The sequence below is a fragment of the Gordonia effusa NBRC 100432 genome, assembly GCF_000241305.1.
Lineage (GTDB): Bacteria > Actinomycetota > Actinomycetes > Mycobacteriales > Mycobacteriaceae > Gordonia > Gordonia effusa.
The window spans coordinates 1-16829 of record NZ_BAEH01000041.1 but is presented as its reverse complement, the minus strand read 5'-3'; the positions used below and the strand labels follow the sequence as shown (position 1 = coordinate 16829).

Genomic DNA, 16829 nt, shown 5'->3' with positions numbered 1-16829 from the left:
CCCTACCTTTTCGTGCCAGGCGCCGGTTCCCGGCGCAGGTGTGTACGGGCGAAGTCCAACGACCGTGCCAACATCTCCGCACGCTCCGGTTTGGTCCGGGCCGAACTCGTCGTCACTTCGAGCACAACCGCACCGTCGAAGTCACTTTCGGCGATACGCCGACAGACTTCGACGCACGGCTGGCCGCCGTCGCCCGGGATGAGGTGTTCGTCGGTGGCAGCACCGTGACCGTCGGTCAGATGTAGATGCTGCAGGCCGTCGGCCATCCGGCCGAGCATCGCGAGGGCGTCGGCACCCGCGGTCGCGGTATGCGAAAGGTCGAGCGTGTAGTTGTCGTAACCGTCGTCGGTTGGATCGATCGACTTGCCGAACGCCGATGCGCTGGCTCCCGGACCGCCGCCGCGCGCATTGAGCCGCTTGATCGAACGGTCCCCCGCCCCGAATAGGCGGTCGGCTCGCATCGGAAACATATTCTCGACGGCGACGGCGATACCGCTGTCGGATTCGAGCTCGCCGACCAGGTCGTCGAAGGCCGCGACGTAGTTCCGCTGCCATCGAAACGGTGGATGCACGACGACGGTCGGCGCGCCCAGATCTTCGGCCGCGGCAACCGATTTCGCCAATTTCACCATCGGGTCGCGACCCCACACGCGCTGGGAGATGAGCAGACACGGCGCGTGTACCGACAGCACCGGAACTTGATACCGCTGCGAGAGATATTCGACGTGGGAGATGTCTTGACTGACCGGCTCGCCCCACACCATCAATTCGACGCCGTCGTAGCCGAGTTCGGCTGCGTAGGCAAAGGCGGCTTCGGTGTTTTGCGGGTAAACCGAGGCCGTCGACAGCCCGATGGGGATCTCTGAGCGAGGTGTCACGTAGAAGATGATGCCAGCAATACCAGCGGACCGATCGTCACGATCAGCCCAACACCCAACGCGAGCAATGTGCTAACGAGATCATGCCTGCGCCGCACGACGTGTACCAACGTCACAATGCCGAAGATCACAACCGCGGCCAGCACCAGCGCGAAGATTACGCTCCACTTCCACAGCTCGGTGAATCCCCAGAACAACCCGGCTCCGATGGCCAACCCGACGACGCATTGACCAATCAGCAACAGCCACTGAACCAGCGGCGAATGTTTGCTGTTGAGCGGCGCCTCGTCCGGGATCGGACCGGCTTCGGTGTCGTCGGTGATCGCCTTGCGCAGCGAAGTGCGAATGTTATGCGCGGGCTCTTCTGGCTCAGGCTCAGCCGGTGCCGACGATGGGGTAATCGCCGGCTCGGTGAAACTCTTCGACGGGGTGATCGCCGGCGTCACCGACGGCGTCACGCTGCGCACGACACTGATTTCCTGTGTGTCGTCAGTCGCCAGCTCAGGTGCCTCGGGCGTCGATGGCGCGGGTTGTTTCGGCTGGTCGGTTACCGGCGTGCGCGCGACGACATGCGGCGTAATCGCTGGACCGCTGTCAGCATCGGCATCAACCGGTGCGGGCGCTGACCGTCGAACGCTCGGCACGATCGCGGGACCCGGCTCCGATGCGGCGACGCTGGGCCGGATCGCCGGGATCTGATCATTCGACGCATCGGATTCTGGTTCGACGACAGCCAGTGTATCCGCCGCCGGTTCGGTGTCGGCGGATTTCTTCTTCCGCCCGAACAGCCCACGTTTGGCCTTCTTCGGCTTTTCTGACTTCGCCTTCGCCGGCTTGGCCTTCTTGCCGGTGGCCGCGGGTTCACCGGTCTCGTAGTCGGCGAAATTGCGGTACGCCTCGAAGTCGAGGTCGTCGTCATCGGGTGCGTTCTCGTCGACAACCGGAATGATCCCGGTGATCGCGGTGGCATTGAAATCTCGCGTCTGGGGCGAATCAACCTGCGGCGAATTGGTCTGCGGCGAAGCGGGCGCGGGCACCTCGGAAGCGGGCAGATCGAGTGCGGGCGAATCGACGACCGGCGTTACATCTGTCTGGGCGTCGGCCGGATTCGACGTCTGCGGGCGTGGTGGGACCGGCGGCATACCGCTGGCGGTACGCGCGGCCCCCGACGTCGGAGCCGGCGCCGACGAACGAGGAAATGCCGATTCACCAGGTGAGACATAGGGGGACGACGACCGCGGCTGCGAACTCGTCGGCTCTGGGCCGGTGATCTTGGGGATCTCGCCAGTGATTTCGGCGACCGAAATCGACCCGTCACGCCCGACCCGACGACGACCCGAGCCGGTTCGCCCCGACGTCGTTGACGTGGTCTCCTCGTCCCCGGCTTCCCGACGACTGCGCGCCAAGAGCTCCGAGACTGAGATCGGTCGTGATTCTGGATCCTGCGCCATCAAGCTGTGTCTCCATTCACTACTACTAGGCGATCCGGTGGTTGTTGATCGAGCCGCCGCAAGATCACACCCTCACGCAGCGCCCATGGACAGATTTCCAGTGTATCTATTTCAAGAGCGCGCATTGCGGCCTCGGCAACCAACGCGCCGGCAACGAGTTGCCCAGCTCGATCGGAGCTGACACCTTCCAGGTCGGCGCGATCGGCCCGGGTCATCCGCGAGATAAACGCGATCAGCTGCCGCAATCCGCTCGTGGTGAGTTGGCGTTTCACCCGCGGGCCAGCACTCGACGGAGCCGCACCGGTCAGCCGGGCGAGGCTGCGGAAGGTCTTCGACGATCCGACCGCGAGGTCGGGGCGACCGGCCTCGGCTAATTCTTTGGCGGCGGGCTTGAGTTCGGCGTCGAGCCAATCACGCAACACCGCGATCCGACGACGGTCGGGCGGGTCACCGGGTAACCACTCCCGAGTCAGCCGTCCAGCGCCCAGCGGCAAGCTCAACGCGACGTCGGGTTCCTCGTCGACGCCGTTCGACATCTCCAGCGAGCCGCCGCCGATGTCGAGGGCCAGGATGCGCCCGGCGCTCCACCCGTACCAACGGCGCACCGCGAGCGAGGTGATCCGCGCTTCGTCGGTGCCGGTGAGTACTTCCACGTCTACGCCGGTTTCTTTGGCGACCGCGGCCAGTACGGCACCGCTGTTGGTCGCGTCGCGTACCGCCGACGTGGCGAAGGCGGTCACCTCTTCACACCCGGATGTACGCGCGATATGCGTGAATTCGCCGACCGATTCCACCAGGCGGCTCGCGGCCGCGTCGGAGAGTCTGCCGTTGGTATCGATGTGCTCGGCCAGCCGTAGAACCGATTTGGTTGAGGACATCGGCGTTGGGTGTCCGCCGCGGTGAGCGTCGACAACCAACAGATGTACCGTGTTGCTGCCCACATCGAGCACTCCAATACGCACGACTATGAACTTAGTGCGTGATGGCAATCTCGCGTAACGCGGTATACGAATCGGCCCGCCGTCGCGCTGAGTTTGGCTAGCCGGTCTACCGTTGTGTACGTGCAGTCGCCCGCGCATACCCCTACTGACCTGCCCGCTCCCGAAGTCGACCTCGACTTTCCGCGAGAGTGGTACGAATTCGCCGATCCGGCTAACGCCGACCATATGATCCGCGCCGACCTCACCTGGCTGCTCTCGCACTGGACCTGCGTCTTTGGCACGCCGGCCTGTCAGGGCATCCTCGATGGCCGCGACGACGACGGTTGCTGCAGTCACGGCGCGTATCTGTCCGACAAAGACGACCGCAAGCGCCTCGCGCACGGTGTCGCCCAGTTGACCCCCGACGACTGGCAATTCTACGAAAAGGGCAGCGGCACAAACCCGGTCGGCAAACGCGGCTACCTCACCGAGGACGAGCTGGACGACGAACCAGCCCTGAAAACGCGTAAGCACAAGGGCGCGTGCATATTCCTGAACCGGCCCGGCTTCGCGGCCGGCGCGGGCTGCGCACTGCATTCGATGGCGTTGCGTAAGGGGATCGAACCGCTCACCGTGAAACCCGATGTGTGCTGGCAACTTCCGATGCGCCGCGAGCAATCCTGGGTCGAGCGACCGGACGGCACCGAAGTCCTACAGACGACGATCACCGAATACGACCGGCGCGGCTGGGGCGAGGGCGGCCATGATCTCAAGTGGTACTGCTCAGGTTCACCGGATGCGCATGTCGGAGCCAAACAGGTCTGGGAATCGTATGGACCGGAACTGACCGAACTACTCGGCGCTCCGGCCTACGACGTCCTGGCACAGGCATGCCGTCGCCGAAATGGGTTGGGACTCATAGCGGTTCATCCGGCTACTGCGGCGGCTCGCAGCCATTCGAGTGTCGACGGTAAATACGAAGTGCTCACCGAGGAGACGTAATGACGTCGACCAGCCCGCTTATCACCGTCGAGACCAGGCCTGTCGACGACGCCGGCGCCCGCACATGTCTCGCCTCCTACATCGCTGAACTGCGCCAACGGTTTCCGGGCGGCTTCGACACGAATGTGTCGCCAACCGATCTGACGCCGCCGCAGGGCATGCTGTTCGTCGCGCATGTCGACGACGAGGCGCGCGGCATCGTGGGGGTACGTTTCATCGACGACGACTCCGCCGAGATCAAGCGCATGTGGGTAGATCCACGAGCGCGCGGCATCGGCCTCGCCCGCCGATTACTCAGTGCCGCAGAGGATTACGTCGCCGCGTCGGGACGCACGTCAGTTCTGCTCGACACCCACGCGAGCTTGACCGAGGCCATCGCGCTCTATCGATCCTCCGGCTATGCGCAGACCACCCCCTATAACGACAATCCCTACGCGGAGTTGTGGTTTCGCAAGACTTTGTGAGACCTGCGCCCGGCGACCTATCCCTCGAGTTTGTAACCGAGCCCGCGCACGGTTACCAGGTGTTTGGGGTTACCGGGGTCGGGTTCGATTTTCGACCGGAGCCGCTTGACGTGCACATCGAGCGTCTTGGTGTCGCCGACGTAGTCGGCGCCCCACACGCGGTCGATCAACTGGCCGCGCGTGAGCACCCGGCCGGCATTGCGCATGAGATATTCGAGGAGGTCAAATTCCTTGAGCGGCAACGTAATCGACTGTCCGTGGACCGCGACGGTATGGCGCTCCACATCCATCCGGACCGGGCCGGCGTCGAGGACTCCGATAGTCAGGTCATCCTCAAATCCGGCGTCGGCGCCGCGTCGCAAGACCGCACGGATACGCGCGATCAGCTCCCGGGCCGAATACGGCTTGGTGACGTAATCGTCGGCGCCGAGTTCCAGGCCAACCACTTTGTCGATTTCGGTATCGCGCGCGGTCACCATGATTACCGGCACCGCTGAGCGCTGACGCAACGCCTTGCACACCTCCGTGCCGGACATTCCCGGCAACATCAGATCGAGCAGCACGATGTCGGGGTTGACGCGGTCGAAGACGGTCAGCGCTTGCGCGCCGTCATTGACGATGCTTGCTTCAAATCCCTCCTTGCGGAGCAGGAAGGCCAGCGGATCGGCCAATGATTCCTCATCTTCGACGATCAGAACGTGGGTCACCGAGTGAGTTCCTTTGTTTGTACGTTGGTTGCCCCGGACCGGCGTTCGACGTCGGCCTCCGTCTCGGAGTTTTCCGGGCCGCCGGCAGTTCCGGCGAGGTCTTGCGGCACCGACAACGTGAATGTCGACCCGGTGCCGGGTTTACTCCACAACGAGATCGTGCCGTCGTGGTTCGCGGCCACATGTTTGACGATGGCCAGACCGAGTCCCGTGCCGCCGGTGACGCGCGAGCGCGCCTTGTCGACGCGGAAGAATCGTTCGAAGACGCGTTGCTGATCGGCAGGGGCGATGCCGATACCGCGATCGGTCACCGCGATCGCGACCACCGGCCGCCCGTCGATGACGGTAACCCGCCGGCTGACCGAGACCGTGGTCTTCTGCGACGAGTAGGCAATCGCATTCGCGATCAGATTGTTCAGCGCGGTGAGCAGCAACATCCGGTCACCGACGACGCTGAGTTCGGACGGTTCATCGACCGAGAGTGTGATGTCCACGGCCTCGGCGCTGATCTGCGCATTGGCGACGGCATCGGAGATCAGGGTGTCGACATCGACGGATTCGAAAGCCGATGTCTCGCCACCCTGCAGTCGCGACAGGGCGATCAGCTCGGTGACCATATTGCCCAACCGCGTTGCCTCGGCGCCCACCCGGCGGCCGAAATGCGTAACCGTCTCGGGGTCGTCCGCCGACTCCAACAGCGCTTCGGTCAGCAGCCCGATCGCACCGACCGGTGTCTTGAGCTCATGCGACACATTCGCGACAAAATCGCGTCGCGTCGCTTCGACCCGAAGATTCTCCGAGTCATCCGAGCCGTAGACCACGGCATAGCGTTCTTTGTTCTGCTCCACCAACCGAACCAGGCAGCGCACCGCTTCCACCGGCCGCCCGGGAGCCCGACCGGTCGCCACGAATCCGCCGCTCATCAGCGGAGGCGTGAACTCGAGTCGAGCATCCTCACCGGTGTGCACAACGTGCTCGGCGTACTCCCAGACGTCATCGGCGAGTAAATGATCATTGACCAGGCCGAGTTCGACCGCACGGTCGTTATGCAGCACCACATCCCGATACTCGTCGACCACGGCGACGGCCGTCTCCGACTCCGCGACGATGAGATTGAGCATCGCCGCTCGCGTCATCCGGCCATCCGGGGTCTCGGTAACGATCGCGTCCGAGCCGGGGCAGATCAGCGCCGTACTCGGGGTTACCGCGGGTGCTTGGGCAGCGGTGGAATACGTCGCGGAAGGCGGAGTAGCCGACAATTCCTCGACGGCTGGTGTCGAATCACCACGCGAGCGGCCGAACACCACCCACCCGATGAACACACCAAACAACAAAGCCGGTGCGATCGCCGCAATTACCCAAGCAACGGTCACAAATTCAGCTTACGACGTGTTGAACGCCAGATCGCGCCGGGAGCAACGTTGTTCGGTGACTGTTCACGAACTGTTCGACCATATTCGACGTCCGGCGAGGGAAATCCTGGTACCTATTTGACCAGGTCGCGCGGGTCAACGCCCGCTATTGCGGGACGGGGACGGCTAGGTCGGCGTATTCGGGATGACGCTTGATGTAACTCCGTACATAGGTACACACCGGGACGATCCGCTTACCCGACGCACGCACGTCGTCGAGGACATATTTCACGAGTTGCCCGGCGATGCCTTGTCCGGCATAACGCTCCGGCACGACGGTGTGCGTCAATACGATCTGCTCGACCTCCGCGACATAGTCGACGTAGCCGACCCGCTCGGTCGGCAGGCCGTCCTCGTCAAGAAGATATGCCTCGTACCGTTCTTGACCTGGCGAATGTTTGAACTGCAAAGTCCCGATCTCTGCCATGTATTCCACAGTAGCGCGCGTCACAGTGCGACTGCCATGTCAATGGAGTAAGACCAATCGCCGATGCGCCACCCACCAGATCCGCGGGGCTATTTGCCGCCCTGCGCGGCAACCGCCGCTGCCCCGGCCGCTGCGGCCTCGGGGTCGAGGTATGTACCACCGGGGTTGAGCGGCTTCAGGTTGTCGTCGAGGTTGTACGCCAGGGGGTTGCCGGTCGGGATGTTCAGCTCGGCGATGTCGGCGTCGGAAATGTTGTCGAGATATTTCACCAACGCTCGCAACGAATTGCCGTGGGCGGCGATGAGAACGGTCTTACCCGCGCGCAGATCGGCGGCGATATCGGACTCGAAGTACGGAATAAGCCGTGTCACAACATCTTTGAGGCATTCAGTGAGCGGGACCGCGGGGAGGTCCGCGTAGCGCGGATCATTGGTCTGGCTGTACTCGTCAGCCGGATCGATGGCTGGCGGCGGAGTGTCGTAGCTACGACGCCACAGCATGAACTGTTCATCGCCGTATTTCTGCTTGGTCTCGGCTTTATTGAGTCCCTGGAGGGCACCGTAGTGGCGCTCGTTGAGCCGCCAGTCGCGCACGACGGGGATCCAGTGCCGATCAGCGGCATCCAACGCGATTTGCGCGGTGGAGATCGCACGACGCAGCAGCGATGTGTAAAGAACGTCGGGCAGGAGGTCATGTTCGACCAGTAGTTCGCCGCCGCGTACCGCTTCGGCCTTCCCCTTTTCGGTCAGCGCGACGTCCACCCAGCCGGTGAACTGATTCGACGCGTTCCATTCGCTTTCGCCGTGCCGCATGAGGATCAAGGTGCCGTTGCTCATGGCCAGTAGTTTCTCATAATTCGATTTGCTTGCCGCGCCCACTGCCGTCCGACGACGCCAGCGCCCAGATCGTCAGATACGCTAATCCGAAGAAACAAGCCACCGCCACCGCGACGCCGGTCGACTGGACATGCGCGAATGGCGACCTCACCCAGTCCATCGTCTGTGCGACAACCGAATTCGGCCGGGTCACCAGATCCCACGAATTCCACCGCTGAAAGCGCCCTATCACCACGCCGACCGCACACAGTCCAACCGATACGACCACGGTGCCCCAGCCCGCGACCGGCCCGAATTCCCGTGCCACCCGTCGATGTACCAACAACATCGACACCACCCCGAGGATGATCCCGGTCCATGCGGCGAATCCGTACTGCAGCACATGCCGCCACAGGTCATAGCCCTCACGCAGGTGGACGAGGTCGGTGACCAGGTAGGGCGAATTCGGCAGAAATGCCAACCAGCCCAAGCCAAGTGGAATCAGCCAACCGCGCGAGCGGACCGTCGCGAATCCGACCGCGAAGAATATCGGTATCCAGGCGAGGAAAAGATTCCAAATGAGAAATCGGCTCGGGTAATACAGCGGCGTCGCGGGATCGGTGATCCCCAGGACGACAGTCAGCGCAGTGGTCGCCAGCAGCGACAAACCCAGAACCGCTCGGTGAATGGTCATCCGACCAAGTGTGCCCTACTGCTGGAACTGTCCCCATCACGAGCGCGGCCGGCGATATAGCGCCTACTCCCGTGAGGGGGACAGTTCCAGCAGATCAGTTCCCTACTTGCGCAGATCCTTGCGCAGGATCTTGCCCGATGCCGACTTGGGAATCGCTTCGATGAACTCGACGATACGAACCTTCTTGTGCGGTGCCACTTTCTCGGCGACGAAGCCGATGACCTCGTCGGCGGTCAGTTCCGCACCGGGCTGTGCCACGACGAACGCCTTGGGCACCTCCTCGCCATCGGCGTCGTTCGCACCGATCACGGCGGCATCGGCGATCTTCGGATTGGTCAGCAGTAGCGCTTCCAATTCGGCCGGCGGCACCTGGTAGCCCTTGTACTTGATCAGCTCTTTGAGCCGGTCGACGATGAACACGCAGCCGGTCGGATCGACCTGCGCGAGGTCACCGGTATGCAGGTAGCCGTCGGCGTCGATGGTGTCCGCGGTCGCCTGGTCATTTCCCAGGTAACCGAGCATCACGTTGGGGCCCTTGACCCACAACTCGCCGGGCTCGGACAGTCCCTCGGTCGGTAACGCCAAATCTTCGCCGGTCGCCGGATCTACGACCTTGTTCTCAGTATTCGGAATGGCCCAGCCGGTCGACGACAGTGGCGGCTCCGGCAACCCGAGCACCGACATGTCATGCGGAATGAGGTGACTGACCGGCGAGAGTTCACTCATGCCGTAGCCCTGCAGCATATGCAGGTCGAGTCGCTTGGCGACGGCCTTGCCGAGTTCGTCGTCGAGCGGTGCGGCGCCCGACATCATCACCGTCAGCGACGACAGATCGTAATTGTCGATGACGGGGTGCTTCGCCAGCGCGACAGCGACCGGCGGCGCGATGTAGGCATTGGTGACCTTGAAGTTTTGGATATTCTCCAAGAATTCGACAAGGTCGAACCGCGGCATGATGACGAGGCTGGCCCGCGCTCGCAGCGCCGCGTTGAGCAGGACCGTCATGCCGTAAATATGAAAGAACGGCAGCACCGCGATGATCACGTCGTCGGGCTTCATCCCTTGCAGCTCACGGATCTGCGCGACGTTGGCAACCAAGTTGGTATGACTGAGCATCACACCTTTGGGGTTGCCGGTGGTACCCGAGCTATACGGCAATGCCGCGATATGCGTGGCCGGGTCGAAATCCACTTGCGGCGCAGGATGATTGGGTCCCAGCAGATCGGCCGCATTGGGGTGTCCGGACGCTGCCAGCCCCTCACCGTCGAGGACGATCAGGTTCTCGTCGGCGATGCCGACCTCTTTGGCAGCTTCGGCGGCCTGTGCGTACATCGGCGAAATCGTCACCAGCGCAATGGCTTTGGAGTCACGCAGCTGTTTGGCGATCTCGTTGGCGGTGAACAGCGCGTTGATCGTGGTCGCCGACGCCCCGGCACGCAGGATGCCGTGGAACACGGTGGCGAACGCCGGGATGTTCGGCGAGAGCAGCCCCACCACGTCGCCGACGCCAATCCCCTTGGCCGCCAACGCTCCTGCGGCGGCATCGATCTGGCCGATCAATTGCCGGTAGGTGGTCTTGCCGCCGCCGTCGCCAGCTTTCGGGTCGATCAGCGCGACGCGATCGAGATCACCCTCCGCGATATTGCCGAACAGGTACTCGTAGACACTGACGTTGGGAATCTCGACGTCGGGATAGGGACTGCGAAAACTCATGACACCTCCAGTTGACTGCAGCGATCCTATCAATACTCGTTAGGAGAGTCAGATCACGATCGGTACATTTCTGGCACCGGCTCACCCTTCGCCGGCATCGTTTCCTTGTCGATGAGGTGCTCGAACGCCTTCAAGTTATGCAGCGGCTCCCCCCGCGACGACCGCCACGCCCACTCGCGGCGAATCGAAGTATGAAAACCCAACTCCAGCAACGGATTGAAGTCTCCGTCGGCCGCTTCCAGGACCTGGCCCAGCACGCGGTCGATCTCGTCCGCGGTCAACGCATCCTCGGATATCTGCCCAACCAGGTAGATGTCACCGACGTTGTCGATCGTGTAGGCCACCCCGTAGAGCCGACGGTTGCGTTTGAGCAAGTAGCGGAACACGCCCTCGAAATTCTCGTCGGCATGCCGACAGACGAACGCTTCGACGCGCACGCCATGCACACCCGCGGTTAGCAAAACGGTTGTCTTGAGCTTTCGCTCGCCGGGGAGTTCGAGCACGACGTGGTCGGCTTTGCCGTCACCCGATCCTTTTCGCGCGTAGTCGATCCCCCGGTCATCGAGGATCATTACGAGATTTTCGATAGTCGACGCCATAACAGTTGTCTCCCAATCAGTTTCGCGGGTTTACCTCACACGCTGGCCCGCGTGAGCCGACGCCGTAGCCAACGTCGGCGACTGCGCTCAGTCCCATGCGCGGCGGCAAAACTGCGCATCGCACTGGCGTAGCTGTCCAACAATTGATCCGCGGTGTGATCCCACGAGAACTGTTGCGCATGCTTATGAGCAGCGTGCCCCATCTCGGCACGTTCAGCCGGCTGGTCGAGCAACTTCTCCAGCGCGTTGGTCCAATCCCCGATCGCATGGCCAGCGACCAGGACCCCGGTACGGCCATTGTCGACGGCTACGCCCAATCCGCCGACGTCGGCCGCGATCACCGGGATCCCACACGCCTGAGCCTCGATTGCCACCAGGCCGAAACTTTCCGAATAACTCGGCACCGCAACAACATCCGAGGCGCGGTAGACATTGGTCAGCGCCGACGGTGGTTGCGGCGGCAAGAAGGTCACGGCGTCGGCGATACCCAACTGGGCAGCGAGGTCGATAAGCGCGGTCGGCTTCTCCAAACCACTGCCCGACGGCCCGCCGACGACAAGCACGCGTAACTTCGGTCGCTCACCACGACCCGCGGCCGCGATGATCGGCGCGGCAGCCGACAGCAGCACATCGGGCGCCTTGAGCGGTTGGATACGTCCGACGAAGGTCACCACGGTCTCGTCCGCCGCGATACCCAACGCGGCCCGCGCGGCTTCGCGCGATCCCGGCGAATAGCAATCCAGGTCGGCTCCCGGAGTCACGACGTCGATTCGCGACGGATCCGCGTGGTACAGCGAAACAAGTTGCGACGCTTCGGTTTCCGTGTTGGCAACCAACCGATCGGCCTCGTCGATGACCTGCTGCTCACCGATTACCCGAAGCATCGGTTCGGCGGTATCGCCCTCCGCTAGGGACGCGTTCTTCACCGCGGCCAGGGTGTGAGCGGTATGCACCAGCGGCACTCCCCACCGATCGCGGACCAGCCAACCGACCTGGCCGGACAGCCAATAATGCGAATGTACGAGGTCGTAATATCCGGGACGCTGGGTGGCCTCGGCTCGCTGCACACCGGCGGCGAACGCACAGAGTTGGGCGGGAAGGTCTCGCTTGTCGAGTCCTTCATACGGCCCGGCCGCGATATTGCGCACCAGCACACCGGGCTGCGGATATTCGATCGGCGGCTGCGTCGACGACGTCGCGCGGGTGAAGATCTCCACCTCGATGCCATGTTTGGCCAGCCGCTGCGCGGTCTGGGCGACATACACGTTCAGCCCACCCGCATCGCCCATCCCCGGCTGCGCCAACGGTGAGGTGTGCACCGAGATCAGCGCGACGCGACGCGGTCGGGCGGGAAGGGACATGGGTCCAGAGTAGCCACGCTCCACGCGCGCTAATCATGGCGTCGGCGCCACGCTTGACACTTTCATCAAAGTGTCTCACTATCCATACATGACCTTAGATCTGTCGCACGATGCCGGCTACACCCTCCGGTCCGCGCAGACCTGGCGCGATCCGTTTCCGATGTATGCGAATCTGCGTGCACACGATCCAATCCATCATGTCGACGGCAACGATGATTCCGACGATTTCTGGGTGCTCACCCGGCACGCGGATGTCCTCGCCGCGGCCGATGACCCGGCAACTTTTTCCTCGGCGCAGGGCCTGACCGTGGTCCGCGGCGAGATTGAAGCGATCGGCATGGCCGACAATCCCCCGATGGTCATGCTCGACCCGCCCAAGCACACGCAATTCCGCAAACTCGTCGCTCGTGGATTCACCCCGCGACAGGTCAGCGAGATCGAACCCAAGGTGCGCGAATTCGTCGTGACGCGCCTATCGGCCCTCGATTCCGACGGACCCGCCGACATCGTCGGGGAACTCTTCAAACCACTACCGTCTATGGTGGTTGCGCATTATCTTGGTGTGCCAGAAGAGGATTGGGGACGATTCGACGGCTGGACCCAATCCATCGTCGGCGCGACGTCGGGTACCGGCGGCCTTGCCGACGCCATCGGTACCGCCGGTGAGGCGACGATGGAACTACTCGCCTACTTCGGCGAACTCGTCGCGTTTCGTAAAGACAATCCGGGCGAGGACACCGTGTCCCAGCTCGTCTCCGCGGGCCTTGCCGACGATCCCGCCGACCCATCGGGCATGTTGTCCATCTTGGCGTTCACCTTCACGATGGTCGCCGGCGGCAACGACACCACCACCGGCATGCTCGGCGGCAGCGTCGACCTGCTGCATCGATATCCGCAGCAGCGGCAACTCCTGCTCGACGATCCCGACCTCCTCGGCGGTGCGATCGACGAACTCCTCCGGCTGACCTCACCCGTCCAGGGGCTCGCCCGCACTACCACCCGCGACGTCGTCTACCCCGACACTCCAGCGGGGCCGGTCACCATCCCCGCCGACAGCAAAGTGCTGCTCTGTTACGGCTCGGCGAATCGTGATCCGGACTGGTTCGGCGACGACGCCGAACACCTCGACGTCACCCGACGTCCGCGAAACATCATGACCTTCAGCCACGGCAACCACCATTGTCTCGGAGCAGCCGCCGCCCGGATGCAGGCGCGCGTCGCGTTGACCGAGGTACTGGCCCGATTTCCGTATTTCGCCGTCGACTCCGATTCGATCGAATGGGCGGACGGCAACTATGTTCGACGCCCGCTGTACGTGCCGTTCTACCCCAACGGAAAGCGATGACCTCCACAGAGCGATCGGACTGGCTCGCGGGCGAGCGCGCCGAACTCGCGGCCGGCCGCATCCTCGATATCGCCGAACGGCTATTCGTCGACGACGGCGTCAATGCCGTGACCATGCGGCAGGTAGCCACCGCCGTCGGCTGTTCGCGGGCAACGCTGTATCGCTACTTCCCCAGCCGCGAAGCATTGCAGCTCGCGTATGTCGACCGCGTCTCGCGGCAGGTCGCACGCCAAGTCGCCGACGCGGTCGGCGAGGCGGTCGGCGACGAGCGAGTCATCGTCGCAATCACCACAGCACTGGCCGGGGTGCGCGCGAATCCGGCATTGCTCGCCTGGTTCACCCCCGATGCTGCGGGTACCGCAACCGACCTCGCGCTTATCTCACCAGCGGTCGAGCACCTAGTCGCCGACTTCCTCGGCGGATCGTCGAGCACACCGAACGGTCATCTACGTGCTCAATGGCTGGTCCGGGTGATTGTCTCGCTGCTGACAAGTCCCGGTGAATCTCCGGCAGCTGAAGAACAACTGCTCCGCGCTTTCGTGTTGCCCGTGCTCTAAACCGCTCAATTTTCGCGTCGCGCCGAACTCGTCTACAGTTGTCGGTAACGATTTTCATTTGCGACAACGATGGAGACACAGTGCGACGCACCCTGGTGGCGATCACCGCGATCCTGGCTTCGACGACCCTCGCCCTGACCGCGTGCGGTGGTGGCGACTCGACGTCGAACGGCGAACCGACCATCGTGACGTCGACCGACGTGTGGGGTTCGGTGGCTTCGGCCATCGCTGGCGACCACGCGGCGGTGACCACCCTGTTCAACACACCGGGCGCCGATCCCCACGAATTCGAACCGTCGCCGAGCGATACCGCCAAGGTCGCCGACGCAGGCATCGTTCTACTCAATGGCGGACATTACGACCAGTACCTGGAATCGGCCCCCAAGGCCGACGACGCCACGGTGATCAACGCCTTCGAGCAGTTGCCCGAGTCGGTACGCGCCGTGAAGGAAGGCGAGGTGAATGAACACGTCTTCTACAACCTCACCGTCGTGCGTACGGTAGCGGGCAAACTCGCCGAGGCGCTCGCCGCGAAGGATGCGAAGAATGCCGGCGCGTATCGCGCCAATGCGCAGAAATTCAACTCGAGTATCGACGGCCTGACGGCAAAACTCGCCGCGATCAAGAAGAGTCGGGGCGGTACCAAGGTGGCGCAGACCGAGCCCCTGGCCACCTACCTGCTCACCGACGCCGGGCTCGTCGACGCCGCGCCCGCCGGCTTCACCGCCGCCGTCGAAGAGGGGCAGTCACCGTCGGCAGCCGATCGCGCGACATTCGAGGACCTGTTGACCCGACACGAGGTCCACGCGCTGCTGTACAACACCCAGGCGGTGGATTCGGTGACCGAAGCGATCCTCGCCACCGCGCAGAAGACTAATGTTCCAGTCGTGAAACTCACCGAAACACTGCCCGACGGCACCACCGACTACGTCGCGTGGCAAACGGCGCAGATCGACGCCATCGCCAAAGCGGTCGGGGCGTGAGCTCAGCCCTCTCCGTAGTCCGGATTCGCAACGGCCACTTGGCCTTTGGATCGCGGACGTTGTGGCGTGAACTCGACCTGGACATCGCGCCCGGTGAGTTCATCGCTGTCTTGGGGCCCAACGGCTCGGGTAAGACCTCGTTTCTACGGACCTTGCTACGTCAGCTTCGGCTGACCGGCGGCGAGCTCGACGTCGCCGAACCTATCGGTTATATCCCCCAGCAGCACGCCGACGACTCCGATCCGATGGCCATCCGTGGCCGGGATTTGGTCGGCTTCGGGGTCGACGGCAGCGCTTGGGGAATCGGCTGGCGCGGTCGGGCCCGCCGTCGAAAATTAGTCGACAACGCACTCGCCGAAGTGGGCGCGCGTCATTTCGCCGACGCCCCGCTTGGCCTGCTTTCGGGTGGCGAGCAGCAACGGCTACGCGTGGCGCAGGCATTGACACGCGATCCCGCGTTGTTGTTATGCGACGAACCGTTGTCGAGTTTGGACCCCGCCAATCAGCAGCTGGTGGTCGAGTTGATTGATGCTCGACGCCGCTCGGCTAACACCGCGGTGGTTTTCGTGACCCATGAGATCAATCCGATCCTCCCGTATGTCGACCGGGTGCTGTACCTCGTGGGCGGTGCGGCCGGCGAGGACGGCGCGTCGTCGGGCCGATTTATGGTCGGTCCGCCCGACGAAGTGATGACCAGCGAGACGCTCTCGGCGCTCTACGGTCGTGACATTGAGGTTGTGCGCGTGAAGGATCGGTTGCTGGTGATCGGCGGCGAGGACTCGCATCACTGCGACGACCTGACCGGCGAACCGCTGACCGGACATAATCAGGCGACCCTACTGCGCACCACGCATCGGGCTGAACTCCGATGACGCTGGCAGCGGCGCAGATGAGCCAGTTCGGCAATTTCGAACAGACGATGGATCTTCTCTCCCGCGATTTTGTGCAGCAGGCACTGCTCGCCATCGCGCTACTCGGCTTGCTCGGCGGCATCCTTGGACCGATCATCGTGGCTCGGCAAATGTCGTTCGCGGTACACGGCGTGAGCGAATTGTCGATCACGGGCGCGGCGGCCGCTTTGTTCATCGGAGTGAGCGTCAACGTCGGCGGGGTGATCGGCGCGGTGATCGCCGCGGCCGTCTTTGGCTTCCTGGGAAACCGTGCGCGCGAACGAGATTCGGTCATCGGCGTCGTCATGGCCTTTGGCTTGGGCCTGGCCGTGCTATTTATGACGCTCTATGGACGGACCGGCACCGGATTCGCACTGCTGACCGGGCAGGTCGTCAGCGTCGGGACCGCCGGACTGACCGCTATCTCGATTACCACCGTCGTCGTATTGATCGGCATGGCAATCATCTACCGCCCCTTGCTTTTTGCCAGCTCAGATCCGCGGGTCGCGCAGGCGGCGGGGGTTCCGATGCAGACACTGTCGATGGTCTTCGCGGTATTGATGGGACTGGCCTGCGCACAAGGTGTCCAGATCATCGGTGCGTTGTTGGTG

General features: G+C 63.3%; 18 protein-coding genes. 7 read left to right on the top strand and 11 right to left on the bottom strand.

The genetic code is table 11. From position 1 onward, the window contains the following. Nucleotides 1–2: 2 nt before the first annotated feature. Genes GOEFS_RS07015 through GOEFS_RS07005 form a run of 3 tightly spaced genes read right to left on the bottom strand, consistent with a single transcriptional unit; the run spans nucleotide 3 to nucleotide 3291 of the window. On the bottom strand, nucleotides 3–878 hold the full coding sequence (locus GOEFS_RS07015; RefSeq protein ID WP_007317201.1) for a sugar phosphate isomerase/epimerase family protein: 876 nt from the start codon (nucleotides 876–878) through the stop codon (nucleotides 3–5). Beyond that, nucleotides 875–2329: an Rv0497 family membrane protein gene (locus tag GOEFS_RS07010; RefSeq protein WP_007317200.1), complete on the bottom strand. Its 1455-nt coding sequence runs from the start codon at nucleotides 2327–2329 to the stop codon at nucleotides 875–877. Before GOEFS_RS07010 ends, GOEFS_RS07015 begins: the two co-directional genes overlap by 4 nt. After that, nucleotides 2329–3291 (bottom strand): Ppx/GppA family phosphatase, encoded by a 963-nt coding sequence (locus GOEFS_RS07005; RefSeq protein ID WP_170323136.1) that lies wholly within the window; start codon nucleotides 3289–3291, stop codon nucleotides 2329–2331. The genes GOEFS_RS07010 and GOEFS_RS07005 overlap by 1 nt, the downstream gene beginning before the upstream one ends. Before the next feature lie 93 nt (nucleotides 3292–3384). Between GOEFS_RS07005 and GOEFS_RS07000 the strand changes: the two genes are divergently transcribed. After that, nucleotides 3385–4251, top strand: a complete 867-nt coding sequence (locus GOEFS_RS07000) for a DUF3109 family protein (protein WP_007317198.1) — start codon at nucleotides 3385–3387, stop codon at nucleotides 4249–4251. Beyond that, the gene (locus GOEFS_RS06995) at nucleotides 4251–4715 is read left to right on the top strand and encodes a GNAT family N-acetyltransferase (protein WP_007317197.1); all 465 of its coding nucleotides are present in this window, start codon (nucleotides 4251–4253) and stop codon (nucleotides 4713–4715) included. The genes GOEFS_RS07000 and GOEFS_RS06995 overlap by 1 nt, the downstream gene beginning before the upstream one ends. Before the next feature lie 17 nt (nucleotides 4716–4732). On the opposite strand, the gene GOEFS_RS06990 is transcribed toward GOEFS_RS06995, so the two are convergent. The 8 genes from GOEFS_RS06990 to mshA all read right to left on the bottom strand — a co-directional run bounded on the left by GOEFS_RS06990 (nucleotide 4733) and on the right by mshA (nucleotide 12443). After that, nucleotides 4733–5422: a winged helix-turn-helix domain-containing protein gene (locus GOEFS_RS06990; protein WP_007317196.1), complete on the bottom strand. Its 690-nt coding sequence runs from the start codon at nucleotides 5420–5422 to the stop codon at nucleotides 4733–4735. Beyond that, nucleotides 5419–6795, bottom strand: a complete 1377-nt coding sequence (locus GOEFS_RS06985; RefSeq protein WP_007317195.1) for a sensor histidine kinase — start codon at nucleotides 6793–6795, stop codon at nucleotides 5419–5421. Before GOEFS_RS06985 ends, GOEFS_RS06990 begins: the two co-directional genes overlap by 4 nt. 145 nt (nucleotides 6796–6940) lie before the next feature. Continuing rightward, the gene (locus tag GOEFS_RS06980) at nucleotides 6941–7261 is read right to left on the bottom strand and encodes a GNAT family N-acetyltransferase (RefSeq protein ID WP_040524679.1); all 321 of its coding nucleotides are present in this window, start codon (nucleotides 7259–7261) and stop codon (nucleotides 6941–6943) included. A gap of 89 nt (nucleotides 7262–7350) precedes the next feature. Next, nucleotides 7351–8097: a phosphoglyceromutase gene (locus tag GOEFS_RS06975; RefSeq protein ID WP_040524670.1), complete on the bottom strand. Its 747-nt coding sequence runs from the start codon at nucleotides 8095–8097 to the stop codon at nucleotides 7351–7353. A 13-nt stretch (nucleotides 8098–8110) separates the two neighbouring features. After that, on the bottom strand, nucleotides 8111–8770 hold the full coding sequence (locus tag GOEFS_RS06970) for a DUF1361 domain-containing protein (protein ID WP_007317192.1): 660 nt from the start codon (nucleotides 8768–8770) through the stop codon (nucleotides 8111–8113). 102 nt (nucleotides 8771–8872) lie between these two features. After that, nucleotides 8873–10483 carry an AMP-binding protein gene (locus GOEFS_RS06965; RefSeq protein WP_007317191.1) on the bottom strand — a complete coding sequence of 537 codons (1611 nt, stop codon included), beginning with the start codon at nucleotides 10481–10483 and terminating at the stop codon, nucleotides 8873–8875. 53 nt (nucleotides 10484–10536) lie between these two features. Beyond that, nucleotides 10537–11082 carry a type III secretion system chaperone family protein gene (locus tag GOEFS_RS06960; protein WP_007317190.1) on the bottom strand — a complete coding sequence of 182 codons (546 nt, stop codon included), beginning with the start codon at nucleotides 11080–11082 and terminating at the stop codon, nucleotides 10537–10539. Nucleotides 11083–11117: 35 nt separating this feature from the next. Next, nucleotides 11118–12443, bottom strand: a complete 1326-nt coding sequence (mshA, locus tag GOEFS_RS06955; RefSeq protein WP_040524669.1) for a D-inositol-3-phosphate glycosyltransferase — start codon at nucleotides 12441–12443, stop codon at nucleotides 11118–11120. Nucleotides 12444–12531: 88 nt separating this feature from the next. Here mshA and GOEFS_RS06950 point away from each other — a divergent pair, with 88 nt between their 5' ends. From GOEFS_RS06950 to GOEFS_RS06930, 5 genes are all read left to right on the top strand, one after another. Continuing rightward, on the top strand, nucleotides 12532–13788 hold the full coding sequence (locus GOEFS_RS06950) for a cytochrome P450 (RefSeq protein ID WP_007317188.1): 1257 nt from the start codon (nucleotides 12532–12534) through the stop codon (nucleotides 13786–13788). Then, on the top strand, nucleotides 13785–14345 hold the full coding sequence (locus GOEFS_RS06945) for a TetR/AcrR family transcriptional regulator (protein ID WP_007317187.1): 561 nt from the start codon (nucleotides 13785–13787) through the stop codon (nucleotides 14343–14345). The genes GOEFS_RS06950 and GOEFS_RS06945 overlap by 4 nt, the downstream gene beginning before the upstream one ends. A gap of 80 nt (nucleotides 14346–14425) precedes the next feature. Further along, nucleotides 14426–15328: a metal ABC transporter solute-binding protein, Zn/Mn family gene (locus GOEFS_RS06940; protein WP_007317186.1), complete on the top strand. Its 903-nt coding sequence runs from the start codon at nucleotides 14426–14428 to the stop codon at nucleotides 15326–15328. Continuing rightward, nucleotides 15325–16200, top strand: coding sequence for a metal ABC transporter ATP-binding protein (locus GOEFS_RS06935; RefSeq protein WP_007317185.1), 876 nt, complete (start codon nucleotides 15325–15327; stop codon nucleotides 16198–16200). The genes GOEFS_RS06940 and GOEFS_RS06935 overlap by 4 nt, the downstream gene beginning before the upstream one ends. Beyond that, nucleotides 16197–16829: metal ABC transporter permease (locus GOEFS_RS06930; protein ID WP_007317184.1), on the top strand; the 633-nt coding region annotated here is incomplete at its 3' end. The genes GOEFS_RS06935 and GOEFS_RS06930, both read left to right, overlap by 4 nt.

Bases quoted from the DNA above. Each gene is read 5' to 3' on its own strand.
- GOEFS_RS06980 (WP_040524679.1), bottom strand. From the start codon at position 7,261: ATGGCAGAGATCGGGACTTTGCAGTTCAAACATTCGCCAGGTCAAGAA.
- GOEFS_RS06995 (WP_007317197.1), top strand. From the start codon at position 4,251: ATGACGTCGACCAGCCCGCTTATCACCGTCGAGACCAGGCCTGTCGAC.
- GOEFS_RS06975 (WP_040524670.1), bottom strand. From the start codon at position 8,097: ATGAGCAACGGCACCTTGATCCTCATGCGGCACGGCGAAAGCGAATGG.
- GOEFS_RS06945 (WP_007317187.1), top strand. From the start codon at position 13,785: ATGACCTCCACAGAGCGATCGGACTGGCTCGCGGGCGAGCGCGCCGAA.
- GOEFS_RS06970 (WP_007317192.1), bottom strand. From the start codon at position 8,770: ATGACCATTCACCGAGCGGTTCTGGGTTTGTCGCTGCTGGCGACCACT.
- GOEFS_RS06950 (WP_007317188.1), top strand. From the start codon at position 12,532: ATGACCTTAGATCTGTCGCACGATGCCGGCTACACCCTCCGGTCCGCG.
- GOEFS_RS06965 (WP_007317191.1), bottom strand. From the start codon at position 10,483: ATGAGTTTTCGCAGTCCCTATCCCGACGTCGAGATTCCCAACGTCAGT.
- GOEFS_RS06960 (WP_007317190.1), bottom strand. From the start codon at position 11,082: ATGGCGTCGACTATCGAAAATCTCGTAATGATCCTCGATGACCGGGGG.
- mshA (WP_040524669.1), bottom strand. From the start codon at position 12,443: ATGTCCCTTCCCGCCCGACCGCGTCGCGTCGCGCTGATCTCGGTGCAC.
- GOEFS_RS07010 (WP_007317200.1), bottom strand. From the start codon at position 2,329: ATGGCGCAGGATCCAGAATCACGACCGATCTCAGTCTCGGAGCTCTTG.